The organism is Novosphingobium sp. PP1Y (genome assembly GCF_000253255.1).
GTDB lineage: Bacteria > Pseudomonadota > Alphaproteobacteria > Sphingomonadales > Sphingomonadaceae > Novosphingobium.
In genome coordinates, this window is sequence record NC_015583.1 from 549,383 (window position 1) to 572,357 (window position 22,975).

The 22,975-nt window shown below is 62.4% G+C and carries 22 protein-coding genes; 10 read left to right on the plus strand and 12 right to left on the minus strand.

Going from position 1 to position 22,975, the window contains the following annotated elements; all coding sequences use genetic code 11:
- Positions 1–19: 19 nt before the first annotated feature.
- On the minus strand, positions 20–553 hold the full coding sequence (locus PP1Y_RS03420) for a VOC family protein (protein ID WP_013836700.1): 534 nt from the start codon (positions 551–553) through the stop codon (positions 20–22).
- Between the two features lie 187 nt (positions 554–740).
- On the opposite strand from PP1Y_RS03420, the gene PP1Y_RS03425 reads away from it, so the two are divergent.
- Both PP1Y_RS03425 and PP1Y_RS03430 read left to right on the plus strand, forming a co-directional pair.
- Positions 741–2,099, plus strand: a complete 1,359-nt coding sequence (locus tag PP1Y_RS03425; RefSeq protein ID WP_013836701.1) for an SRPBCC family protein — start codon at positions 741–743, stop codon at positions 2,097–2,099.
- Complete coding sequence (locus PP1Y_RS03430) at positions 2,096–3,442, plus strand: SRPBCC family protein (RefSeq protein WP_013836702.1); 1,347 nt, start codon at positions 2,096–2,098, stop codon at positions 3,440–3,442. The genes PP1Y_RS03425 and PP1Y_RS03430 overlap by 4 nt, the downstream gene beginning before the upstream one ends.
- A 94-nt stretch (positions 3,443–3,536) precedes the next feature.
- Here the strand turns inward: PP1Y_RS03430 and PP1Y_RS03435 are convergent, their stop codons facing one another.
- The 3 genes from PP1Y_RS03435 to PP1Y_RS03445 all read right to left on the minus strand — a co-directional run bounded on the left by PP1Y_RS03435 (position 3,537) and on the right by PP1Y_RS03445 (position 6,075).
- On the minus strand, positions 3,537–4,289 hold the full coding sequence (locus tag PP1Y_RS03435; protein ID WP_013836703.1) for an SDR family oxidoreductase: 753 nt from the start codon (positions 4,287–4,289) through the stop codon (positions 3,537–3,539).
- Positions 4,290–4,340: 51 nt separating this feature from the next.
- A complete protein-coding gene (locus tag PP1Y_RS03440; RefSeq protein WP_013836704.1) occupies positions 4,341–5,261 on the minus strand; it encodes an SDR family oxidoreductase in 921 nt (306 codons plus the stop codon).
- A 157-nt stretch (positions 5,262–5,418) separates the two neighbouring features.
- Positions 5,419–6,075 (minus strand): TetR/AcrR family transcriptional regulator, encoded by a 657-nt coding sequence (locus PP1Y_RS03445; protein ID WP_013836705.1) that lies wholly within the window; start codon positions 6,073–6,075, stop codon positions 5,419–5,421.
- Positions 6,076–6,363: 288 nt separating this feature from the next.
- Between PP1Y_RS03445 and PP1Y_RS03450 the strand changes: the two genes are divergently transcribed.
- The 7 genes from PP1Y_RS03450 to PP1Y_RS03480 all read left to right on the plus strand — a co-directional run bounded on the left by PP1Y_RS03450 (position 6,364) and on the right by PP1Y_RS03480 (position 14,928).
- Complete coding sequence (locus tag PP1Y_RS03450; protein ID WP_013836706.1) at positions 6,364–8,001, plus strand: class I adenylate-forming enzyme family protein; 1,638 nt, start codon at positions 6,364–6,366, stop codon at positions 7,999–8,001.
- Positions 8,002–8,147: 146 nt separating this feature from the next.
- Positions 8,148–8,909, plus strand: a complete 762-nt coding sequence (locus PP1Y_RS03455) for an SDR family NAD(P)-dependent oxidoreductase (protein WP_013836707.1) — start codon at positions 8,148–8,150, stop codon at positions 8,907–8,909.
- Positions 8,909–10,276, plus strand: a complete 1,368-nt coding sequence (locus PP1Y_RS03460) for an SRPBCC family protein (RefSeq protein ID WP_232512353.1) — start codon at positions 8,909–8,911, stop codon at positions 10,274–10,276. Before PP1Y_RS03455 ends, PP1Y_RS03460 begins: the two co-directional genes overlap by 1 nt.
- A 26-nt stretch (positions 10,277–10,302) precedes the next feature.
- Positions 10,303–11,277, plus strand: coding sequence for a thiamine pyrophosphate-dependent dehydrogenase E1 component subunit alpha (locus PP1Y_RS03465; RefSeq protein WP_013836709.1), 975 nt, complete (start codon positions 10,303–10,305; stop codon positions 11,275–11,277).
- Between the two features lie 12 nt (positions 11,278–11,289).
- A complete protein-coding gene (locus PP1Y_RS03470; RefSeq protein WP_013836710.1) occupies positions 11,290–12,300 on the plus strand; it encodes an alpha-ketoacid dehydrogenase subunit beta in 1,011 nt (336 codons plus the stop codon).
- Between the two features lie 11 nt (positions 12,301–12,311).
- On the plus strand, positions 12,312–13,754 hold the full coding sequence (locus tag PP1Y_RS03475; protein WP_013836711.1) for a dihydrolipoamide acetyltransferase family protein: 1,443 nt from the start codon (positions 12,312–12,314) through the stop codon (positions 13,752–13,754).
- 13 nt (positions 13,755–13,767) lie between these two features.
- Complete coding sequence (locus PP1Y_RS03480) at positions 13,768–14,928, plus strand: acyl-CoA dehydrogenase family protein (RefSeq protein WP_013836712.1); 1,161 nt, start codon at positions 13,768–13,770, stop codon at positions 14,926–14,928.
- 31 nt (positions 14,929–14,959) lie between these two features.
- On the opposite strand, the gene PP1Y_RS03485 is transcribed toward PP1Y_RS03480, so the two are convergent.
- From PP1Y_RS03485 to PP1Y_RS03520, 8 genes are all read right to left on the minus strand, one after another.
- Entirely contained in the window at positions 14,960–15,460 is a 501-nt protein-coding gene (locus PP1Y_RS03485; RefSeq protein ID WP_013836713.1) for a MaoC/PaaZ C-terminal domain-containing protein, read from the minus strand.
- Complete coding sequence (locus PP1Y_RS03490; protein ID WP_013836714.1) at positions 15,457–16,458, minus strand: acyl-CoA thioesterase II; 1,002 nt, start codon at positions 16,456–16,458, stop codon at positions 15,457–15,459. Before PP1Y_RS03490 ends, PP1Y_RS03485 begins: the two co-directional genes overlap by 4 nt.
- Positions 16,443–16,913 (minus strand): VOC family protein, encoded by a 471-nt coding sequence (locus tag PP1Y_RS03495; RefSeq protein WP_013836715.1) that lies wholly within the window; start codon positions 16,911–16,913, stop codon positions 16,443–16,445. Before PP1Y_RS03495 ends, PP1Y_RS03490 begins: the two co-directional genes overlap by 16 nt.
- On the minus strand, positions 16,910–17,704 hold the full coding sequence (locus PP1Y_RS03500; RefSeq protein ID WP_013836716.1) for an SDR family oxidoreductase: 795 nt from the start codon (positions 17,702–17,704) through the stop codon (positions 16,910–16,912). The genes PP1Y_RS03495 and PP1Y_RS03500 overlap by 4 nt, the downstream gene beginning before the upstream one ends.
- Before the next feature lie 57 nt (positions 17,705–17,761).
- The gene (locus PP1Y_RS03505; protein WP_013836717.1) at positions 17,762–18,988 is read right to left on the minus strand and encodes an aromatic ring-hydroxylating dioxygenase subunit alpha; all 1,227 of its coding nucleotides are present in this window, start codon (positions 18,986–18,988) and stop codon (positions 17,762–17,764) included.
- Between the two features lie 645 nt (positions 18,989–19,633).
- A complete protein-coding gene (locus tag PP1Y_RS03510; protein WP_041558315.1) occupies positions 19,634–19,849 on the minus strand; it encodes a hypothetical protein in 216 nt (71 codons plus the stop codon).
- 327 nt (positions 19,850–20,176) lie between these two features.
- Positions 20,177–20,749, minus strand: a complete 573-nt coding sequence (locus tag PP1Y_RS03515) for an OsmC family protein (RefSeq protein WP_013836718.1) — start codon at positions 20,747–20,749, stop codon at positions 20,177–20,179.
- A 36-nt stretch (positions 20,750–20,785) separates the two neighbouring features.
- Positions 20,786–21,718 carry a hypothetical protein gene (locus tag PP1Y_RS03520; protein WP_013836719.1) on the minus strand — a complete coding sequence of 311 codons (933 nt, stop codon included), beginning with the start codon at positions 21,716–21,718 and terminating at the stop codon, positions 20,786–20,788.
- A gap of 210 nt (positions 21,719–21,928) precedes the next feature.
- On the opposite strand from PP1Y_RS03520, the gene PP1Y_RS03525 reads away from it, so the two are divergent.
- Entirely contained in the window at positions 21,929–22,942 is a 1,014-nt protein-coding gene (locus PP1Y_RS03525; RefSeq protein ID WP_232512357.1) for an AraC family transcriptional regulator, read from the plus strand.
- Positions 22,943–22,975 lie beyond the last annotated feature (33 nt).

A 22,975-nucleotide genomic window follows, 5' to 3' on the forward strand; every position in this document is an offset into this window, starting at 1 on the left:
CCAGCCGCGCGTCCCGGCGTTACAGCGAGCGACGGCCTTCCTTGCCGTCCCAGTTGTCGACGGCTTCGCGGATCATGGCAAAGGTTTCGTGCATGGCCGGATAGGGTTCGATGATCTCGATGATCGGGCTGAGACCCTGGCGGGCGGTGTCGAGGTAGGCGAAGCGCGAGAGGGGCAGGCGCCCTTCCAGCAGGACGGGCACGCCCTGTGCACGCACACGCGCCATGCATGCTTCGTAGTCGTCCACGAAAGTCCCGAAATGGTGGACGCCGCTTTGGCCCGATTCCAGGAATTCGCGATAGGTGGAAGGAGCGGTGCCCGGCTGGATCAGCTCGATCATCGTGTCCCCGCTGTAGCTCACGGCGATCGCGCCGAAAATGTCGGCGTCGAGTGGAACGGCCTCTTCGCGCACGGCCAGTTCCTCGAAAGGCAGAGGCAGCGGGAACTCGAAGAAAGGTCCGACCCCCATCGCGCCGGTCCAATGGTCGATCGCCGCGTCCACATCGGGCACGACATAGGCGATCTGGAATGTCTTTCCGTAAGTCAGGCTCATCTTTCGTCTCTCCCGTGCCGCTGAATATCGAACAATTCGCAAAGCAGCTTGCAAAACAATCATGACTGTTTTTTAATGCAAGTCTACCCCCCGCGGAGTCGGACAGGCGAGAAGCCGGACCGGGGGAAGGATCAGGACGGCAAGTTGAGACGCCGTTACAAATCCCAAATGGAGAGGGATGACCATGATGAAGCTCGATTTCGACGACTGGAATATCCACGTCGGCACACCTCATCCGTTCAACGAGCGTGCGCCGCAGATCGACAACGGCACTAGCCGCCCCGCACCGGAACGGTATTTCGATCACGACTTCATGCGCGAGGAATGGAACAAGGTCTTCGCCAAGAGCTGGCTGCTGGCGGGTCCAGCCTCCGACATCCCCGAGGAGGGCGACTTCTTCAAGTTCGACATCGGCCCCGAAAGTTTCATTATCGTGCGGGGTGACGACGGCGAGATTCACGCGCACTACAACGTTTGCCCGCACCGTGGCAGCCAGCTCGTCACGACCGACTTCGGATCGCTCGAGCGTTTCACCTGTCCGTTCCATAGCTGGAAGTTCGACCTCGAGGGCAAGAACGTTGCCGTCACGGACGAAGAGACTTTCCGCCCTGAAGTGCTGTGCCACGACCGCAATCTGACTTCGGTGCGCTGTGAAGTCGCGGTCGGTCTCGTGTTCATCTCGATGGATCCGCAGATCGAGCCCCTGAAAACGTGGCTCGCCCCGATCCTGCCGCAGCTCGAGCTTTATGACATCGACCAGATGTACGTCGTCCAGCACCGCCGGTCCGATTGGGGCGCGAACTGGAAAGGCGGTGTCGATGCCTTCGCGGAAATCTACCATCTTCACGCGGTTCATCCCCAAACCCAGTGCCTGATGGACGACCGCACCCAGATCGACCTGTGGCCGGGCGGCCTGTCCCGCCAGTTTGTTCCTTTCGCCCAGCCTGCCGCACGCTATCCTGATCAGGAGACGGTCAATCCGGGCATCCAGCTCATGCTCCGCGATGCCGGCATCGACCCGGAAAATTACCAGGGTACGGCGGCGCAGACCCGCGAGGCCGTCCAGCAGGCCAAGCGCAAACGCTCGGAGGAACTGGGCCTGGGATACGAGCGGTTCAGCGACAGCCAGCTCAGCGATTCGGTGGTCTATTCGCTCTTTCCGAACGCGCAGATCGGGTGCCATCCCGAAGCGATCTTCCTTCATCGCTTCGTCCCGCATGAGAGCGACCCCAACCAGTTCACCTACGACACCTGCATCCTTTATCGGCACGTCGATGCGCCGGGGTACAGTGCTCCTGCCTGGATGGGGCTCGGGGAAGATGTCGATCTATCGGGAGCCACGCGCCCGGAGATCGTGCATACCGGGCTTGGCGAACCGCCCGGGCTCGGCGAAGTGCTGGATCAGGACTCCGATCTCCTGCCGATCGTCCAGAAAGGTGCGCGTTCGCGCGGTTTCCGCGGTCCTTTGTGGAGCGAGCAGGAAGGCCGTCTGCGCCACTTCCACGCTGAGCTGGATCGCCGGATGAAAGGGGAGAAGAGCGCGTGAACTATGACCCCAGAAGCTGGGCAGTTCACAAGGGCTCGCAGCATCCCTTCGACAAGCCCGCCCCTGCGATAGATAACGGGACGGAGCGGCTGGACCCGACCCGCTACACCTCGCCCGAGTTTTTCGCGCGGGAATGGGAAAAGGTATTTACCAGGACATGGCTGCTCGCCGCACCGGCAAGCGACCTGCCCGAGGCGGGCGACTGGGTGAAGTTCGACATCGGTCCCGAGAGCTTCATCGTGGTGCGGCAGAATGACGGGTCGGTCGCTGCCCACTACAATGTCTGTCCTCATCGCGGCAGTCAGTTGGTGACGGGCGAGATGGGCAGTCAGGACAGTTTCACCTGCCCGTTTCATTCCTGGCGTTTCGGCCTGGACGGCAAGAACGAGAAGGTCACCGACAAGGAAACCTTTCGGCCGGAAGTCCTGTGCCATGGCACCGACCTTACAACGGTGCGCGCCGAGGAGGCGGTCGGTCTGGTGTTCATCTCGATGTCGGACGATGTGCCGCCGCTGAAGGAGTATCTGGGACCCCTGCTGCCCATGCTCGAGACCTATCGGATCGACCTGATGCATGTCGTCCAGCATCGCCGGTCGGATTGGGCAGCGAACTGGAAGGGCGGGATCGATGCTTTCTACGAGAGCTATCACCTCCACGCGATCCACCCGCAGACGATGGGCGTGATCGACGATCGCACCCACATCGATCTGTTCCCCGGCGGGCTGAGCCGCCAGTTCGTACCGATGGCGCAGCCCAACTCGCACTTTCCCGATCAGGAGGGAATCAATCCGGGCATCGCCATGCTGCTGGCCGACGCCGGGATCGATCCGCAGAGCTTCTCGGGCACGGCGATGGAAAGCCGCGCGGCCGTTGCCATTGCCAAGCGTGAGCGCGCGGCGAAGATCGGGCTCGACTACTCGCACTTTTCCGATGCGCAGCTGACCGACAGCACCATTTTCGGGATCTTTCCGAACATGCAGATCGGTTGCCATCCCGAAGCGGTCTTTCTCCATCGCTTCAAGCCGCATGAAAGCGATCCGGAGCAGTTCACTTACGACACCACGATCATGTACCGCCACGTCGATGCGCCCGGTTACGGGGCTCCCGGCTGGATGGGGCTTGGCAAGGAGGTCGATGTGACCGGAGCGACAAGGCCCGAAGTCGTCCATACCTCCCTGGGTGAGCCGCCGGGAATGGGCGAAGTGCTGGACCAGGACTCGGACCTCTTGCCGATCGTCCAGAAGGGCGCGCGTTCGCGCGGATTTCGCGGCCCGCTCTGGTGCGAGCAGGAAGCGCGCCTGCGCCACTTCCACAAGGAACTGGATCGCTGGATGGAAAACTAGAAGCGCGGCCCTGGAGGCCAGCCTCGCGCTTTTGCCCTCGCCGCTGCGAACCGCCTCAAGGCAGGTCGCAGCGGCGAATTTTCTTGGGCCCAGATCAGAACGGGCGGATTGTCACGCCATTGTCGATGACCATTTCCGCGCCGTTGATGAAGCGCGATTCATCGGAGGCCAGGAACAGCACGAGGGCGGCGACGTCCTTGGGGTGGCCCGGCGTTCCCGGGGGCAGGACGCCCTCGGCCACTTCCTGAGGCGCGCGGCCTTCGGCGGTCTGCACCATCGGCGTCTCGATCGCGCCGGGGTGGACCGAATTGCAGCGGATCTTGTAACCCTTTTCCTGGCACATGACGGCGACCGACTTGGTCATCGCCCGCACCGCGCCCTTGGCGGCGGAATAAGCGAAGAAGATCGGATAGCCGAGCAGGGCCCCGGTCGAACTCATGTTGATGATCGAACCGCCGTCATTGCGGTTCATTAGCGGGATCGCATGCTTGCAGCCCAGGAAGACGCCGTCCGACATGATCGCGTTGACCCAGCGGTACTGCTCCAGCGTCGTGTCCTCGACATCGGCATTGAGCACGACGCCCGCGTTGTTGACGAGCACGTCGAGCCGGCCAAAGCGCGCCTCGATTTCCTGCATGACCGCGATCCATTGAGCCTCGTCGGAAACGTCGAGCGCCATGGCGAGTGCGCCGTTCCCGATCCGGTCGGCTACGGCCAGCGCGGGCTCGAGTTTGACGTCAGTCACCACCACGGTCGCGCCCTCGCGCGCCAGGGCTTCGCAATCCGCAGCGCCCAGACCCGACCCGCCGCCGGTAACCAGCGCGACTTTGCCTTCTACCCGGCCCATCCTCTTCTCCCGATTAGTTTAAGCTTGTTTTGGTGCAGATTGAGCGCCGCTTCAGGCTGCGCCGTCTTCGCTGAAATAGTCCGGCATCCCGGCTGGCCAGATGACCCCCCACTGCGCCTGTCCACCGTCAATGATCAACAGGTCGCCATTGATGAAGCGGGCTGCAGGCGAAGCAAGATAGGCGATCGCCTCGGCCACGTCCCAGGCATTGCCGCGCATCTTCATGGGGTTGGCCTTGTGGAAGCGGGCAAGCGCCTCTTCGGGATACATGCGGAAGCCCTCGGTTTCGATCACGCCGGGACCGATACAGTTCACGCGAATGTTCCAGCGCGACCATTCGGTGGCCAGCGTCTTGGACAGGTAGATCACGCCGGCCCGCGCGGCGCAGGTATGCGCAGCCTGCGGCATGCCGCGCTCGACGTTGGCGACGATATTGATAATGTTTCCGGGCTTGCCGATTTCGCGCCAGCGCTTGGCGGCTTCCTGCATCATCCACCAGGTCCCGTTGAGGTTGGTATCGATGACGGCAAGCCAGCCCTTGCGGGAAAAGTCGATGGCATCCTGCGGGAATTGCCCGCCGGCGTTGTTGACGATGGTGTCGATGCCGCCGAAGTGGCTGTGCACCTTGTCGATCAGCGCCTCGACCGCTTCCGGATCGCGAATGTTGGTAGGCACGGCGAGGACTTCGCTGCCGGTTTCTTCGCGTACCAGCTTGACCGTGGTTTCGAGTTTTTCCGGGTCACGCCCGCAGATCGCGACCTGAGCGCCAAGCCTTGCAGCGAGGTAGGCCGCGGCCTTGCCCATTCCACTTCCGGCGCCTGTGATCAGCACGGTCTGTCCGGCGAGCAGGTCATCGCGGTAGATCGTCGTTTGCGTGCGCAGCGAATCGTCGTCCAGTCCCCGGCGCGGCCGGTCGGGACCGTCGTCTTCGGGCCGGAAGATCTTGGGTTCGAAGGTCTTTGGGGCGCTCAATTCGTTTGTCCTTGCTAATCAACGGCAAGGGCCGGACTGCGCCGTTTGTTCCCTCTGCCGGAAAGCAACGTAACGCCAGAGCATCAAAAAGACAAACAAGATTGTTTTTAAGGCTGTCGGGCGGCTCTCGCGGCGCCTGGGCCTGCGGTGTTTGCGATCAGGATTGCTCTCGCGGCATGAGCTCGCGAATCTGGTTTTCGAGGTGTTGCAGCATAGCGGGAACCTTCTCGGAAGACATCGCGCCCGTCTGGACCGCGATCGACATGCCCTCGAGTATCGTCTGCGAAAGGTTCATGGCCAAGTCGAACTTTTCGGGAGAACTGCGCCATTCGGGGAACAGGGCCTGTGCCTGATCGTTAAAGCGCGCGCGAAACTCCTCCTGCAGCGGTACCAGGATGTCGGACAGTTCCTTGTCGGTGCGCGCGGCGACGGCCAGCTCGTGGAAGGCGATGAACCCGGGCTTCTGAACCTGCGCCCAATAGGTCTCGGTCAGATTGTCGACATCGTGTTCGGGCTTTTCCGCGGCGCGACGAAAGGCGCGCAGGCGCCGCTCGTGCAATTCGATGATCGTGGCCTTGATCAGGGCCGCGCCGTTCTCGAAGTGGTGCATCATCGCACCGCGCGAAAGTCCCGCCTCCTGCGCGACGCGCGGCGTCGTTGTGTTCGCGTAGCCGTACTTGACCAGGCAGCGGATCGTGGCCTCGATCAAGCGGCTGCGCGTCTGCGCAGCCTTGGCGGCCTGCAGCGTGCCGCCGGTGCTGCGGCTCGGGGCCGCCTTGGCGGTGCGGGTCGATTTGGTGCGCGATAGGGCCATGTGATTCGCCTGAAATTATCGGGCCGCCAAATGCTGCGGCTAGGTGTTTGGACAGGCCCTGTAATCCCAATGCAATATTGAGCGCAAGCACGGCGAGTCGCCCAGGCACTGCGCTGTTGGCGCAAACGGCCTGCCCGAAACGCCACCATGCCCTCCAAAATTAAAACAGACATGAATGATTGTCTTTTCCGTTTGCCTTGATAAGCTCGCTGCAAACGAAGGTCCTCGGTCTGACTCGTCGTTCGGCGGGCGCATCGCGGGTCAAGGCAAAGATTGGGAGAGCAGGCGATGGGCGATCAAAAGCCGATCCTGACCATGGGCGCGATGGTCCGCGCTTCGGCGGGGCGTCATGGTAAAAGCGATGCGATCGTGTTTCCTGACAGGCGGCTGAGCTATGAGGCGTTGAACCGGGCTGCCCGCGACTGGGCCAAGGCGATTGTGGCAATGGGCGTGAAGCCCGGTGACCACGTCGGCATCCTCCTGCCTACCTGTATCGATTTCATCACGGCATTCTATGGGATCACCATGGCTGGGGCCGTCGCGGTTCCGGTCAATGCCCGCTACCAGGCCAGCGAACTGGGCTATGTGGTGGCCAATGCCGATCTCGTGACGGTGATCACGACCGGCAAGGTCGCCGAAAGCGTCGATTTCGGCCTCCGGCTCGAAACGGCAATGCCCTCGCTTGTGCATCAGACGGATGCGTGGCGGCTCTCGCTCAAGGAAGCGCCGCGCCTGCGCAGCATTGTCTGTCTCGACGAGAACTGCGCGGCCTATCTGATTCCCGCCCGCGCCGCGCTGGCGGCAGGCGAGAGAGTCGATGAAGCCGAGATCGATGCGCGGATCGATGCGGTGGAGCCGGGCGATACCTCGATGATCCTCTATACATCGGGGACGACGGCCAATCCCAAGGGCGCGATGATCAGCCATCGCGCGCAAGTGGCGAACAGCCGCAACCTCGGTGTGCGCTACGAATGCACCGCGCAGGACAAGGTCTGGTCTCCGCTGCCGATCTTCCACATCGCGGGAATCCTGCCGATGACGATGATCCTCGATCTGGGCGGTGCCTACATGACGATCCCCCATTTCGATGCGGGCGTGGGGCTGGAAATGCTTGGCCGGGAAGGCGCGACGATTGCCTATCCCAGCTTCGTGACGATCATGCAGGGCCTGATTACCCACCCGAGTTTCGAGAAGACCGACCTCTCGCGCCTGCGTGTCATGAACTCGAATTTCGCGGTCCAGCCCGAATGGATCAAGCTCGCCGTTTCCGAGGCGATGCCGCACACGATCCAGGTCGGCACTTACGGCCTCACCGAGGCGGCCGGCACGGTTTCGACCAGCCGCCTGTCCGACAGCTACGAAGTGCGCACGGGGCGATGCGGCGTACCGCTGGATGAATGGAAGGTACGCATCGTCGATCCCGAGACCGGCGCGGACTGCGGACCGGACGAGCGCGGCGAGATCGTGCTGGGCGGGCCCAACGTGCTCCAGGGTTATTACAATGCCCCCGACAAGACCGCCGAGGCGATCCGCGACGGCTGGTTCCACACCGGCGATATCGGCTCGATCGATGCGCAGGGTAACGTGATGTTCCACGGCCGGCTCAAGGACATGCTCAAGGTCGGCGGGGAGAATGTTGCCGCAGCCGAGATCGAGGCGATGCTGCAGACCCATCCCGCGGTGAAGCTGGCGCAAGTCGTCGGACTTCCCGACGATCGCTATGTGGAAGTGCCGGCTGCCTTCGTCGAACTGGCGGATGGGGAAAGCGTAAGCGAACAGGAACTGATCGAGCACTGCAAGGGCCGCATCGCCGGCTTCAAGGTGCCGCGCCATGTCCGCTTCGTCGATGAATGGCCGATGTCGACTTCGAAGATTCAGAAATTCCGCCTGCGCGAAGATCTTATTGCCGAACTGCAGACCGCTTGACGGCATTGCGCGGATTCATAAAAAAGCAGTCGTGACTGTCTTTTTTATTGCGCGGGCCGGGGGGAGTCTCTTAGACTGGGGACGAGAATGCATGGCATTCGCAGCGAAGAAGCGCTGTGATCCGGTAACGACAAGGACGAGGTGAGATGGATCTGGGACTGGCAGGCAAGAAGGCTATCCTCGTAGGTGCAGCGCGTGGTATCGGCTATGCCGTGGCGGAAGTTCTTGCGCGTGAAGGCTGCGACATCGCGCTGACCGCGCGTAGCGAAGACAGCGTCAAGGACGCCGTCGCCGAGCTGAGCAAGTATGGCACCCGCGTGGTCGGCAGGCCGGCAAATGCCAAGCAGCCCGATGAGTACAAGGCCTGGATCGAATGGGCCATCGAGGAACTGGACGGCGTCGATATCCTTGTGCCATTTACCTCCGCCGGCGGGGGCATGGGTACCGAGAAGTACTGGTACAATGCCTTCGAGCTGGACCTGATGGGCGCCGTGCGTGCGGTCGAAGGCGTCGTGCCGACGATGACAGAGCAAGGTAAGGGCTCGATCGTCCTGATCGCGACGACTTCCGTGCTCGAGGCCATGGGCGGGCCGCAGCCCTACAACGCTCTCAAGGCCAGCCTGGTCACCTGGGGCAAGCAGCTTGCGCTGTTCCATGGCAAGGACGGCATTCGCGTCAATGTCGTCTCGCCCGGACCGATCGAGTTCGAAGGCGGCAATTGGGACATGATCAAGGGCACAATGGAGAAATTCTACAAGGCTCAGCTTCGCCAGCAGCCGATGGGGCGCCTCGGACGGCCCGACGAAGTGGCCAAGGCCATCGTCTTCCTGGCCAGCGAGGCTGCGAGCTGGTGCAACGGATCGCACCTCGTGGTCGACGGGGGCTATACCAACCGGACACACTTCTGATGAAACGGCATGTCATGGGATGGGACGCGGCAGCGATGGACGTGAGACGCGTCGTCGATGTGCCGCGTGTCGACCCGGAGACCACCGGCAACGGAACGCCTGTCGAGAAGGCTCCCGACCCCGAACTGGGCACCGAGCTGATCCCGGCTGAGCGTTACTATTCACCCGAGTTCATGAAGCTCGAGTGGGAGCGGGTCTGGACCAAGGTCTGGCTTCTGGGCGGCCGCTCGGACGATATCAGGGAACCGGGCGACTACATCTGCACCGACATCGGCAAGGAATCGGTGCTGATCGTGCGCCAGATCGACGGATCGGTGCGGTGCTTTCCCAATGTCTGCCTGCATCGCGGCAATCGCCTGCGGCCCGAAGGGCGTGGCAATGCCGAGAACTTCAAGTGCATGTACCACCACTGGACTTACGGTCTCGACGGCAGGCTCGAGCATATTCCGGACATGTGCACTTTCTTCCAGGGTGGTCCTCCGGGCATGGCGGCCACGTCGCTGCCCTGTGTCGAGTGGAACAGCTTCGTGTGGTTCTCGCTCGATACCGAGGTGGAGCCCTTCGATGATTTCATCGCACCGATGCGCCAGCACCTGGAGCCCTATCATCCCGAACGCATGGCGTGGAAGCGCGACATTACCGTGGAATGGGACTGCAACTGGAAGACCTCGGTCGATGCCTTCAACGAGACCTATCACGTGCAGGGCATCCACCCGCAGCTGCAGTGGTATCTCGACGACATCAACGTCCAGATCGACTGCTACGGCAAGCACAGTCGCTATCTGATCCCGTTCGCGGCGATCAGTCCGCGCGTGGCCATGCCCAGTCAGATTCCGCCGGCCATCCATGAGATCATGGTCAATGCCGGCATGGACCCGGCCGAATATGAAGGCCGCGTCAGCGATATCCGCCGTGACGTCCAGTTGTTCAAGCGTGAGCACGGGGCCGAGCAGGGCAAGGACTACTCCGAGCTCAATGACGACCAGCTGACCGACGACTATCACTACCTGATATTTCCGAACATCTCGGTCAACGTGCATGCCGACGACATCATGTTGTTCCGTCAGCGCCCACACGCGAGCGATCCGAACAAGATGTATTACGACATCTGGATGTTCGAGATCGTTCCCGAGGGCGAGGAATGGCCCGAGCGCGTGCGCCACCAGCGCTTCCGGCACGGCGACAAGACCATCGGCCAGGTGCTCGACCAGGATGCCTTCAATCTGCCGACGGTACAGCTGGGCATGCAGTCGGATCATTTTCCCGGTCTCTGGATCGGAGACCAGGAACTGCGGATCCGGCACTTCCACTCCGCACTCGACGACTACATCTACGGGCCCGGCCAGAAACAGCCGGGCGATATCTAGCCACACGCATTTGCCGGGGAGAGGGCATGCAATTCAATCGCGACGAACTGCTCGGTGCATATCGCCGGATGAAGACGATCCGCGCGTTCGAGGAACGCCTGCACGACGAGATCAAGACCGGCGAGATCGCGGGCTTCACCCATCTCTATGCTGGGCAGGAAGCGGTTGCCGTTGGCATCTGCGATCAGCTCACCGTGGATGACAAGATCGTCTCGACCCACCGCGGCCACGGCCACTGCATCGCCAAGGGCTGCGACGTGAAGGGAATGATGAAGGAGATCTACGGAAAGGCCGGAGGGCTTTGCAAGGGCCGGGGCGGGTCGATGCACATTGCCGACCTTGAAGTGGGCATGTTGGGTGCAAACGGCATCGTCGGCGGCGGCGCACCGCAGGCGGTCGGTGCGGCGATCGCAGCGCGGCTGCAGGGCAAGGGGCGCGTCGGGATCGCCTTCTCGGGCGACGGCGCCTGCAACCAGGGTACCACCTTCGAGGCGATGAACCTTGCCGTCGTCACCAAGGTCCCGGCGATCTTCGTCTTCGAGAACAACCACTATTCCGAGCATACTGGCGATGCCTATGCGGTTGGTACGTCGAACGACATCGCCAGTCGTGCCGAGGGTTTCGGAATGAAGGCGTGGCGGGCCAATGGCTGCGACTACTTCGATACCTATGCGACTTTTGCGCAGCTGCTCGAATATGTCCGGGCGGGCAACGGTCCGGCGGCCATCGAGCTCGATACCGAGCGCTTCTATGGCCATTTCGAGGGCGATCCCCAGCGCTATCGCGGCCCGGGCGAACTCGATCGCCTGCGTGATGAGCGCGACTGCCTCAAGGCCTTTCGCGCCCGGGTCACCGAGGCTGCGCTGCTTTCGGCGGACGAGCTCGACGCCATCGACAGCGAAGTCGATGCACTGATCGACGAGGCCGTGGCCGAGGCCCGGGCCGATGACATGCCCGATCCCGCAGGCGTCGCAGACGACGTCTACGTCGAATACTACTGAGGGAGCCTTGCCATGGCAGTCATGAATATTCGCGAGGCGATCGTCAGCACGCTCCACTCTGAAATGGAGCGCGACGAGGACATCATCGTTCTGGGCGAGGACGTGGTGGGCGGCAATGGGACTGCAGGCGGTCCCGAAGCGATCGGCGGTATCTGGGGTACGAGCCCGGGGCTCTGGGAGAAATTCGGCCCCGAACGCGTGATCGATACGCCGATTTCGGAAAGCGCGATCATCGGCGCGGCGGCAGGCGCAGCGCTTTCGGGCAAGCGGCCGGTTGCCGAACTGATGTTCGCTGACTTTGTCGGCGTCAGCCTCGACCAGATCTGGAACCAGATGGCCAAGTTCCGCTACATGTTCGGGGGCAAGACCAGGTGCCCGGCGGTCGTACGGCTGGTCTATGGCGCCGGCATGCAGACGGCGGCGCAGCACAGCCAGTCGGTCTACGCGATGTTGACCTCGATGCCGGGCCTAAAGGTCGTCCTGCCGACCACGCCGGCCGATGCCAAGGGCCTGCTGACCGAAGCGTTGCGCGGTGACGATCCGGTCATGTTTTTCGAGCACAAGACGCTTTACGGCGTGAAGGGCGAAGTGCCCGAAGGTGACTTTCGCCAGCGCTTCGGCGAGGCGCGCGTCGTGCGCGAGGGCGGTGACGTGACCGTGGTTGCCTGCGGGCGCATGGTGAGCTTCTCGGAAAAGGCGGCCGACAAGCTGGGCGCCGACGGGATCGGCATGGACCTGCTCGATTTGCGCACGACCAGCCCGCTGGACGAGGACGCGATCCTGGAATCGGTGGAACAGACCGGGCGTCTGGTCGTGGTCGACGAGAGCCCACCGCGCTGCAGTCTGGCCGCCGATATTGCCGCGATGGTGTCCGAACGGGCCTTCACCAGCCTCAAGGCGCCGCCGGCGATGGTCACCGCACCGCACAGCCCGATCCCGTTCGCGCGCAACCTCGAGCGTGCCTGGGTGCCTTCGCCGCAGAACATCGAGGATGCCGTGCGCCGCGTCCTCGCATTCCGCTAGGAGGGCCGGTCATGGCAAAACTAACGCCTTTCACCATGCCCAAGTGGGGCATCGAGATGGCAGAAGGTACGATTGCCGAATGGATGGTGGCCGAGAACGAGCCATTCACCCGCGGCACGGTCCTCACGCTCATCGAGACCGACAAGATCACCAACGAGGTCGAAGCCGAGCGCGAGGGGCGCTTCGTGCGGATCCTGGCCGAGCCGGGCCAGACGTATCCGGTCGGCGCGTTGCTCGCCGTTCTTTCCGATGGCGGCGAGGCGACGGCGACGGAAATCGACGCGCTGATCGCAGGCTTCACTCCTTCGGAGTCCGGCTTCGGACCGGATGACGAGGGTGTCGCAGCGCCAGCTCCGGCGCCGGGGCGCGAGGAAGCCGCGCCTGCCCGAGGCATCATCGTGCCGGAGGGAATTGCCATCACCGCCAGGGCGCGCGAGGAAGCCGAGCGGCTGGGCGTCGATGTGACCGCCATTTCCGGCTCGGGCCGGGAAGGGAAGATCTTCGCGCAGGACGTCCATCAGGCCGCAAGGCCCGAAGCGCAGCCTGAGCTTGTCGGCGTTTTGCCACCGACGCCCCACGCCGATGTCTACGCAACGCCGGTCGCCCGGCGGATCGCCGCGAATGAAGGTGTCGATCTTGCTTCCCTTGCAGGATCGGGGCCGCGCGGGCGGGTCCGCAAGGCAGACGTGCTGGCCGCCATGCCCAAGCCCGCACCACCATTAGCGGAACCTGCACAGCAGGCTGAGCCCCAGCCGCAATCGCGGCCGTCTGCCGTTTCGTCTGCCGGTGACCGGTTCGACGTCGCGCCGATGTCGTCGATGCGGCGGACCATCGCGCGGCGTCTGAGCGAATCCAAGCAGCAGATCCCGCATTTCTACGTGCGCCGCCGGGTCCGTGCAGACCGGTTGCTTGCCCTTCGCGCCGGGCTCGAAGGCGAAAGGCCGAGTGTCAACGACTACCTGATCAGGGCCTGTGCGCTGGCGCTGCTGGAAGTGCCGGCGGTCAATATCCAGGTCCATGGCAACGACATCCATCGCTATGCTGCCGCCGACATTTCGGTTGCCGTGGCGACCGAGAAGGGCCTTGTCACGCCCATCATGTTCAATGCCGATGACATGTCGGTCGCACAGATCAGCGCGGCGATGAAGGGGCTTGCCCAGAAGGCACGCAGCGGCAAGTTGAAGCCGGAGGAATTTACCGGAGGCAGCTTTTCGCTATCGAATCTGGGCGGTTTTGGCGTCGAGCAGTTCGATGCCATCATCAACCCGCCGCAAGGTGCGATCCTTGCGGTCGGCACGGCGCGTCCCGAACCGATCGACGATGGCGGTGCCATCCGTATCGTGCCAGTCCTCAACCTATCGGTCTCGTGCGATCACCGCGCCATCGACGGCGCCGACGGCGGCCGTTTCATGGCTGCGCTGGCAGACCTGATCGAACAGCCTCACCTGCTCTGAAAGTGATCCGATTATGAACTTCACGCTGACAGACGACCAGTTGCAGTTGCAGGAAGTCGCGCGCGAATTCGCCCGCGCGGAACTGCCGGCCATCGCCGCCCAACTCGAACGGGAAAACCGACCGCCCAGCCGCGAGCTGGTCAAGCGTTATGCCGAGCTGGGTTTTCTGGGCATCAACGTGTCCAGCGACCTGGGCGGACTTGGCCTCGGCAATATCGAGGCGCTGATCGTACTGGAGGAATTCGGCAAGATTTCTTCGGCGGTCGGCTTCCCGATCTTCGAATCCTCGGTAGGGCCCGTCCGCGCCATCGAGCATTTCGGTTCGGATGCGCTGCGCAAGCGCGTCGTCCCCGCCGTGTGCAGCGGCGACATGGTCGTCGCTGTCTCGATGTCCGAGCCCGACGCCGGAAGCGCGCTTACGGATCTGAAGACCAAGGGTGTCGTCCGGGAAGACAAGGTCGTGATCAACGGAACCAAACGCTGGTGCTCGGGTGGTGGCCACGCCGATGCCTATGTCGTCTACTGCCGCCTGTCAGACGATCCGGGCGCCAAGGGCATCGGTGCGGTGCTTGTCGAGAAGGGCACGCCGGGACTGTCCTTCGGTCCCAACGAGCAGCTCATGGGCTTTCGCGGTATCCCCTCGTCGGACCTGAACTTTGACGATTGCGAGATCCCTCTGGACAACGTCATCGTGCCTGCCGGCGGTTTCAAGAAGCTGATGGAGGCTTTCGATCTCGAACGCTGCGGCAATGCGACAATGTCGCTGGCCCAGGCCTCGGGTGCGCTGGAGGACGTGTGCGAATACGTCCAGGAGCGCAAGCAGTTCGGCAAGCCGATCGCCGAGTTCCAGGCCGTGCAGCTCAAGCTGGCCGAAATGCAGATGAAGGTCGAGGCCGCCCGCCTGCTGATCTGGCGTGCCGCTTCGCAGGCCGAAGACGGTCTGCCCTCGGTGCTGCACAGCTCCACCGGCAAGTGCTTTGCGAATACCATTGCCCGCGAGGTGACAGGCGATGCCATGCAGCTGATGGGCGCATACGGATATTCCAAGGATTTCCCGATGGAGCGCCGCCTGCGCGATTCCTGGGGTTGGGGTATCGCCGGCGGCGCCATCGACATTCAGAAGGTCAATATTGCCGGGGCCATGCTCGGCCGCCGTTTCGATCAGCGGCGTTGATCCATGAGGGGGTGAGCGGGCATCGCGCGGACTACTGCGCGGTGCCCACCATCCGCTGACGGCCATCGCGGGTATAGACCAGATTGATACTGGTGAAGGTCACGGCCTCGGTCCCGTCCTCCAGCACCACGGCATAGCGCGTCCTGGCGGTCCCGCGGTCGGCGCGTGACCTGGAAGGTTCGAGCGAGACGATCTCGCTGGTCACGTGGATCGTGTCGCCGGCACGGATGGCGCGCTTGAGGCGCAATTCGTCCCAGCCCACGCCGCACACGAAATCGATGTCCCAGTTGATCTCGTGATCGAGCTGGCGCCACAGGGCGAGGACATGAATGCCGCTGGCCACCACTTGTCCGAAGACCGAGTGCTTCGCGCTTTCAGGGTCGGTGTGGAACCATTGCGGATCGAAGGACCGGGCGAATTCGAGGATTTCCTCCTGCGTTACCGTGCGCGAGCGCGACTTGCGCCTTTCACCGAGGGAAAGGTCTTCGAAGGTGCGATAGGGTTCGCGCGGCCTGAATTTATCGGCACTCACAGCTTGCCCTCCCTTTTTCCGTCGAGAATGCGTGCCAGGCCCTGCTGGCTGACGGTGGCGACGAGCGTGCCGTCGCGCTTGAACACATTGCCGCGACCCAGCGCAAGGGCATTGCTCGCAGCTGGACTGTCGAGCGCATAGAGCAGCCATTCGTCGATACGGAACGGCTGGTGGAACCAGATCGCATGATCGAGGCTGGCGGTCTGCAGGTAATCGTTGGCCCAGCCCAGTGCCATCGGGCCAAGTCCGGTATGGAAGATGTGCAGGTCCGAAGCATAGGCAAGCAGGCGCTGGTGGACATGGAGTTCATCGCCGATTTGTCCGTTTATGCGGAACCAGAAATGGCGCGTTGCCGGCAGGACTTCCCGGTTGTCGAAAGGGAAGGGCTCGACCGGGCGCCATTCGACCTGCTGGCGGCGTTGCCAGAAGGGGCGGTGGCGTTCGGGCAGGGCAGGGCCGAAATCCTCGACCAGATCGCTGATACGGGGCAGGGCCTCGGGTGGTGGCACGCCGGGCATCGTCACGGCGTGCGAAGCGGACGGTTCGGGTGCCTTGAACGAAACCATGAGATTCATGAGCGGTTCGCCATTCTGTGTCATTCGCACGAGCCGGCTGGAAAAGCTGCGCCCGTCCATTTCCCGCGTCACGGCGAAGTCATTGGCGAGGTCGACCTGGCCCGGCTTGTAGAAATAGCCATGCAGGCTGTGCGCCTCCTTGCCTGTCTCTACAGTCAGCCGCGCCGCGGCAAGGCACTGGGAAACCACCATCCCCCCAAAGAGCCGCAGCAGGCCGCTCGGCACCGGAGCAACGCGAAACCGGTCCTCACCGGTTCTCTCGAACGCATAGGCCAGTTCACGTTCGATTTCGGGATCGTCCGGGAAGCAATTGGCGGCAGACACTTCAGGCGGCCCTTTCGGTTGCGCTTCATTCGGCGAGGCAGGGCGGCAGGCGGAGCCTTGCGTGCCGGCCGGATCGTCGAAGCCTAGCAGGTCGCGCATTGCTTTTCGAAGGCGAAGGTGCAGTCGGGATCGACGATCTGCAGGAGCTCCACGACATTGCCGTCGCAGTCCCTTCCATAAGTTGCCCGGGTCATGCCGGACCCTCCTGGTGGGCAGTTGAATGTCATGCCCATGCCCTTCAGACGTTCGTATTCGGCAAAGACGTCGTCGCAGTAGAGGCATAGGTGCGTAATGCCGTGATCGCACATGCGCGGGTATACCTCGCGGGGATCGTTGCTGGCGTATTCGAACACTTCGATATGCAGGTTCCCCAGCCGGATCATGGCATAGCGCGCTGCACTGTTCTCCAGCCCGACCATCGTGTCGATGCGCGCATTGCCCCGTTCCCAGCCGCCTTCGCCGACCCGTTCGAACCCGAACCAGCGGCGATAGTGGTCGATGAAGCGCTCGAGATCCGGTGTCGAGATCGCGAGGTGATGGACGCCGCGGATCATGCCGAGGCCCGCGCTGCCTTCACCGCACTGACGATTTCGGCATTGGTAGGATTGCGGCGCAGGGTGAGGCCGCCGTTTACCTGCAGCACCTGTCCGGTCATGAAGCAGGCATCGCTGGCGAGCCAGGCGACGGCTTCGGCGATGTCCTCGCTCGTGCCGACCCGGCCCAGCGGATATTCCTTGGTGAAACTCTCGATGATCCCCGGATTCTGCGCGGCCTTGCCGGTCATCGGCGTGACGGTGAAGCCGGGGGCCACCGAATTGGCGCGAATGCCGCGATGGCCGAACTCGTTGGCGACGCAGCGGATCACGTGATCCGCCCCGGCCTTGGTGCCCATGTATGCAGCATGATCTTCCAGCATGATCGAGGCCGTGGCCGAGGAGATCTGGATCAGGGAGCCGCCCTCGCGCATGGCGCGCAGCATCGCCTGGTAGAACAGGACCGCGCCGGTGAACTGCAGCGCTGCCATGCGTTCGATCTCGGCCTTGGTCGTATCGAGGAAGGGTTTGAGAAGCCCCCAGCCGGTGGCGTTGACGGCGATGTCGATGCCGCCGAATGTGTCGACCGCCTCCTGCGCCAGTCGGGCAAGGTCTTCTTCGCTGGTGAGATCGCAATCGGCAACTGCATGGCCGCCGATTTCAGCCGCGAGCCGATCGAGCTCCTCGGCCTTCCTGCCCGCGACGACGACTCGCGCGCCATCGTGGGCAAGCCGCCGGGCGATGACCTGCGCCATGTTGTCGCGGTTCGCTGCGCCGATCACCACGGCAACCTTGCCTGCCAGATCTGCCATGCTCTCTCCCGATTGTCTTTTGTCGTTCAATGGTATCGTCGAATACGGGGCGGTGGGTCAGTCCTTCTGGACCCAGGGCTCCAGCACCTGTTCGACGCGGGCATGTTCGGGGACCCGGTTGAGGCCGATGCGCCGGTCAAGTTCCTCGTGCCAATGGTAGATGCGCCGTTCCTGGTAATTGAGCGGCATGCCCCTGAAGCCGGGGCTTTCCAACGATTCCTGGATCTGCGGCGCGTACTGCAAGTCCTCATAGAGGATCCGTTCCCAGTTGTTGAGGCGCGTGGTCCAGAGCGGGTGGGGGTTCTCCGGATCGTGATCCGGGGCCAGCCAGCTCGAGACGACGCGAGAGCGCTTCGGTCCCAGCGGCCAGAACTGCAGGATCGGGATGCCGGTCGGTGCCGGAGGCATCACGAAGTTGGGATAGATCTGGTAGCTGACGTTGTTCTTGGCGGGGAACTCGCCGATTGTCGGAATTTCCGGCATGCCTACTGTACCGGGATCGACCCAGTCTGGCCGGCGGTTGGGCGTGGCCATGCGGCTGTGGCCGTTGGGCCAGAGGCTCACGATCATCGCGCGGTGGTCAAGGAATCGATCGACGGTGTCGATGTGGATCGACTTGAGGTGATAAACTTCGAGGAAGGCATCGAGCAGGACCTTGACGTTGCAGTCCACCTCGTAGCTGCGGCTGTCGACGAGGCGCAGCTTATCGAGCTGGTACTGTTCGAGCTGCGCTGCCATCGGACCGATATGCTCGATCAGCGGCTGGGCATCCGGATCCTTGTTGATGAAGATCAGCGATCCCAGCAGTTCGCAGCGTACCGGTACGAGCGATCGGCAGGAGAAGTCGAGATCGACGAAGTCGCGCTTGTCGCGAACCGCCGTCAGCTTGCCGTCGAGAGTGTAGCTCCAGCCGTGGTAGCCGCAAACGAAGCCGCGGCCTTCACCCGATTCCTCGGTCACCAAGGGGGCGCCGCGATGCTGGCAGGTATTGTAGAAGGCCTTGATTTCCCCGGCGAGATTGCGCGCCACGATGATCGGCGCGCCGGAATTGCGGGAGAGGAACCAGGAGCCGGGATTGGGCAACTGATCGACATGGCCGGCGTATAGCCATGCCCGGTCCCACATCATCTCCTTTTCGAGCTGCAGGAACTCGGCATCGGTGTAGCGGCTGCCGGGAATGTCGGGTAGCTTGGGAAAACCTTCGGGCGGTGCCTTGCGGTCCCGTTCGTACTCCATGCGCGCATGGTCGTTCTCGGGCCTTTGATCTGTCACCGAATCGAGCATCTCTTCTTTCTCCCTCCGGCCCCGGTCTTCAATGCTCCGGGTGCAGGCATCGACCGAATCAAAAACAGACAAGAATGTTTGATTTCGTCGAAGTGATGCTTGTCTCATTACCGCGCGTACAGCTAAACAGTCAACAGTGATTGGAATTGGATTGGCCTTTTAGCGCGAACTAAAGCCAAACGATCGTTTGGCGAATTGACGGCGAGACAAGGCGCGCGGCAGGTGCGGAATATGGATTAGGCATCGCACAGTAGCTCGCCGCGAAAGCCGCACCTGGCTTGCACCGTGTAGCGCTGCATTGAAGTGATATCCTGAAGGTAGCCCCTCGCGCAGGTAGAGTTTTATGACCGACCCAAACGAGGATCACAATCTCTGCGGCAAGTAGGGCAAAGAGCAGATCACCGCGCAGTTGAAGGACCGGTTCGTGGTGATGCGCCGCGAAGTGTTCGATGACTGTCGCTGCCAGGCCAGCCGTATGGCCAAGATGCGGGCCCAATTTTCGCCCGCGCCGACCGATCTCGAAGCGGCGCCAGAAAACTGTACGGAACGCCGGGGGCCGGGAGGCGTGGGATTGCCCGCCTCTCCGGCACTGCCGCAAGCGGCGCAAAGACTGAAGCCATGAGGCGGAGTGCCGCGCCGCTAGATTCAGGTGCTCAATGACTTGTCGATATTGTCGAAGAGCACTTTCAGCTCACCAATGCCATGGTTGTCGGCATGGCGGCGAACGCCATCGATCAGCTTGTGAAGGTGCTTTCGGGTCGGTTCATCGAGCTGGTCGAGCTCGTCGAGCCGCTTGATGAGCAAACCGACCATCGTCAGCGACAGCAGCGCGATATGATCTGTCTGGTTCTTGAGTTCCATCTGGCCTCTCCTCTTGCCAACCCGGTTGCACGAGACTGCCATGAATCCGTTTCACGTTCACCTTGATAATGCGGTGAAAGATAACGGGGCGCTGCTTGTGCCTGGGATTCCGAGTCTGAGCCCGATGGTCCTGCCGGAGTTGAGCAACCGAACCAGACTCAGCGTGAACAGGCCTCTGATGAAACTGCGGTCGACGAACAGGTAGTTGGCCAGGATCAGGTCGGTGGCCAACCAGAACCACCATGTGAGATTGTACCTGGGCACGGTCCGTCTCCCGATTATTGCCCCCCGGGCGGGTTCGACCTGGCCGGGGGGCAGGCAATGGTCTCAACCAACGACCAGCTTCGGATCGAGGCCGATCGGCTTTGAAATGTTATGGAAGTTGGGCGAGGTCGCCATTACCGCAGCGTGGACTTCTTCGAACTGCGCAGGGGTGGCGTTGCCCTTGATCCGAACCGTGTAGGACAGGGCCTCGTAACCGGGGGCCACTGCCGGATCGAGGCCGAGGAAACCGCGCAGGTCGATGTCGCCGGTGGTTTCGATCTCAAGACTTTCGAGCTCAATGCCGCGAATGGCGCATTGCGCGACGTAGCCCACCGTCATGCAGGCATTGAGGGCCGCAAGCAGGTGTTCCTGTGGATTGGCAAACCGGTTTGAGCCGCCAAGCTCGCACGGTTCATCGATGTCGATGGTGAAGGGGCGGGCGATGTGCTCGCCGGCAAGGCCAAAGCCGTCGATCTTGCTTCGAGAGTGGGTCTGCCCCTGCCACTGCGTCGATACGCGCCAGCTGGTTGCCCCACTTTCAGGGTCTGCGGCCACGCCGCCCACGAGAGCCTTGAGTTCGTCCACATTGATGCCGTTCACGATTTCCGGCTTCGTCATTTCGGTTGCGCTGGTCATCATACGTCTCCTTCTTCTTTCCTGGGGTTTTGTCTTTCAGGCGAGGCTTGCGATCATGTCGCCGATGCGGCTCATCTGGACTTCGGTGACCATCCCGGTCAGTACTTCGCCGAAGTGCGGGTGCTGCGCGCCGGAATGGATGTACTGCCAGCGATAGGCCTTGAGGAAAGCAGCCTCGATTGCGGCGGCTTCGCCGCGATCGACCATTCGCCCGCAAACGTTCGCGAAGTACGCGGCATCGCAAGCGGATTGCGTCTGCAGGATTGCGTCGACGGCGCCGATCAAGGCGATGAAGTCGTCGACGCCGCGGTCCCGCTCCTCGGCGCAGATCGAAGCGTCGTGCCGCTGCAGTTCGAGTTCGTCGAGGATCGCGTGCTGGCTTTCCTCCTTCCAGTGGTAGAGGAACACGTCCCTGAACAGCGGCGAGACTTCAGCGTCGAAATCGATGCTCTGCCGGTAATGGGCTTGCGTGAACAATTCGATGTCGAGCGTCAGCATCAGGACGGCCCATGTGCTCTTGCCAAGAACCGCGCCCGCCACTTCGTCGGGATCGATATCGAAGCGATAGCCTTTCGGCAGGACATCGCCGATCATGGCGTCGATCCGCCGGAACAGGGCCTGATGCTTGAGCTCCTCGTCGCTGAAGCGGATGAGGGCCTCTAGCGCCGTCTGATCGCCAAGCCAGTAATCCTGGCTCAGCTCAAGGATCTTGGCGTTGATGTAACGCTCGACCAGCCCGAATACATTCGCATAGGTCCGGCCCTGGATCTGGCTGACTAGGCGCTTCTCGGCGTGGGAAAGTGATTTGAATTCATCGATCAGGGACAGCCCGTCAGGCAGGAATTTCTCCACCCTCGCAAACCTGCGGTTCCGGATGACGTCTTGGTCAATATCCCAGCGCACGCGCTTGGAAGCGCTGATGCATCGCTGGTAGCGATTGGGTCGCGTGATTTCGGTAACGGCGTTCATTCTCGCTGCTCCTTTGCCATTGGCAGCGCGATCGCTGCCTTGCCCGCGTGCGCGGTGCTTTTTTCTTGTCATTCGCTGTTCGTTTCGCGGCAGAATTGGAGCATAGGTGCCTCTGGTGTCTGGCAGGTGCCGACCGATGCCGCGGTTCCGAACACAGGTTTGTTTTGCGCCCAAGCCCCCTTGCGATCTATGATCGGCTCGCCGGGAAAAATGATCGATACGCCGGCCCTTCTTCAGGAGAGTGCGATGGATCCGCTTTCCGACGTTTTGCGTGTGGCGCGGCTGAAAGGCGGAGTGTTTCTGCACGCCAATTTCACCGCGCCTTGGTGCATCGCGTCACAGATGACGCCGCAACTGTGCCTGCCGTTCATGCAACCGGCCGAGCATCTGATTCCCTACCATTATGTCGTCGATGGCGAGTGTTTCGTGCGGACTGAACGCGAGCCATCAAAAGTGCACCGGTTGCAGGCCGGCGAAGTCGTCGTGGTGCCGCACAATGACGTGCACCTTCTCGCAAGCGAGTTCTCTTGTACGCCAATTCTCGCCAGCGACCTGATCAAGCCGCCGGGAGACTCAGGCCTGTTCTCCATAAGTCATGGCGGTGGCGGCCGGCCTGTAAAAATCGTCTGCGGGTTTCTGGGGTGCGATGGCGCCCGGACCAATCCGGTCCTCTCCACTCTGCCGTCATTGCTGGTCCTCAACATAGACGAGGCCGGAGGAGCGGAGTGGATTCGATCCACTTTCCAGTTCGCAGCCAATGAGGTGGCTGGCGGCCGGCCGGGGTCGGAAGCCGTCCTCGCCAAGCTGTCAGAGCTTCTGTTCGTGGATACGATTCGACGCTATGCGGAAACTCTTCCCGAAGGTCAGACCGGCTGGCTCGCCGGCTTGCGCGATGCCTTCGTCGCGCGTGCACTCTCTTTGTTTCACGGCGATGTGGCGCGGGCATGGACGATCGACGACCTAGCCCATGAAGTCGGCCTCTCCCGCTCGGCACTGGCAGACAGGTTCGTGCGGTCGCTGGGCCAGCCGCCCATCCAGTATCTCTACCATTGGCGCATGCAGATTGCGGCACAGGAGCTGCGCAATTCTTCCGCGTCCCTGGCGCAGATCGCCTTGTCGGTCGGTTACGATTCCGAGGCCGCATTCTCGCGCGCCTTCAAGAAGGCCTACGGCTCAGCACCGGCGAGCTGGCGTCGAACCGCGCTAACCCGGGAAGCGGCTTGAGGCAGGTAATCCCGGCCAGGGGTCCATTTGCGG

Bases quoted from the DNA above. Each gene is read 5' to 3' on its own strand.
- PP1Y_RS03470 (WP_013836710.1), top strand. From the start codon at position 11,290: ATGGCAGTCATGAATATTCGCGAGGCGATCGTCAGCACGCTCCACTCT.
- PP1Y_RS03425 (WP_013836701.1), top strand. From the start codon at position 741: ATGAAGCTCGATTTCGACGACTGGAATATCCACGTCGGCACACCTCAT.
- PP1Y_RS03515 (WP_013836718.1), bottom strand. From the start codon at position 20,749: ATGACCAGCGCAACCGAAATGACGAAGCCGGAAATCGTGAACGGCATC.
- PP1Y_RS03475 (WP_013836711.1), top strand. From the start codon at position 12,312: ATGGCAAAACTAACGCCTTTCACCATGCCCAAGTGGGGCATCGAGATG.
- PP1Y_RS03495 (WP_013836715.1), bottom strand. From the start codon at position 16,913: ATGATCCGCGGCGTCCATCACCTCGCGATCTCGACACCGGATCTCGAG.
- PP1Y_RS03465 (WP_013836709.1), top strand. From the start codon at position 10,303: ATGCAATTCAATCGCGACGAACTGCTCGGTGCATATCGCCGGATGAAG.
- PP1Y_RS03480 (WP_013836712.1), top strand. From the start codon at position 13,768: ATGAACTTCACGCTGACAGACGACCAGTTGCAGTTGCAGGAAGTCGCG.
- PP1Y_RS03520 (WP_013836719.1), bottom strand. From the start codon at position 21,718: ATGAACGCCGTTACCGAAATCACGCGACCCAATCGCTACCAGCGATGC.
- PP1Y_RS03455 (WP_013836707.1), top strand. From the start codon at position 8,148: ATGGATCTGGGACTGGCAGGCAAGAAGGCTATCCTCGTAGGTGCAGCG.
- PP1Y_RS03490 (WP_013836714.1), bottom strand. From the start codon at position 16,458: ATGCGCGACCTGCTAGGCTTCGACGATCCGGCCGGCACGCAAGGCTCC.
- PP1Y_RS03525 (WP_232512357.1), top strand. From the start codon at position 21,929: ATGATCGATACGCCGGCCCTTCTTCAGGAGAGTGCGATGGATCCGCTT.
- PP1Y_RS03460 (WP_232512353.1), top strand. From the start codon at position 8,909: ATGAAACGGCATGTCATGGGATGGGACGCGGCAGCGATGGACGTGAGA.
- PP1Y_RS03445 (WP_013836705.1), bottom strand. From the start codon at position 6,075: ATGGCCCTATCGCGCACCAAATCGACCCGCACCGCCAAGGCGGCCCCG.
- PP1Y_RS03435 (WP_013836703.1), bottom strand. From the start codon at position 4,289: ATGGGCCGGGTAGAAGGCAAAGTCGCGCTGGTTACCGGCGGCGGGTCG.
- PP1Y_RS03450 (WP_013836706.1), top strand. From the start codon at position 6,364: ATGGGCGATCAAAAGCCGATCCTGACCATGGGCGCGATGGTCCGCGCT.
- PP1Y_RS03505 (WP_013836717.1), bottom strand. From the start codon at position 18,988: ATGCTCGATTCGGTGACAGATCAAAGGCCCGAGAACGACCATGCGCGC.
- PP1Y_RS03510 (WP_041558315.1), bottom strand. From the start codon at position 19,849: ATGGAACTCAAGAACCAGACAGATCATATCGCGCTGCTGTCGCTGACG.
- PP1Y_RS03420 (WP_013836700.1), bottom strand. From the start codon at position 553: ATGAGCCTGACTTACGGAAAGACATTCCAGATCGCCTATGTCGTGCCC.
- PP1Y_RS03500 (WP_013836716.1), bottom strand. From the start codon at position 17,704: ATGGCAGATCTGGCAGGCAAGGTTGCCGTGGTGATCGGCGCAGCGAAC.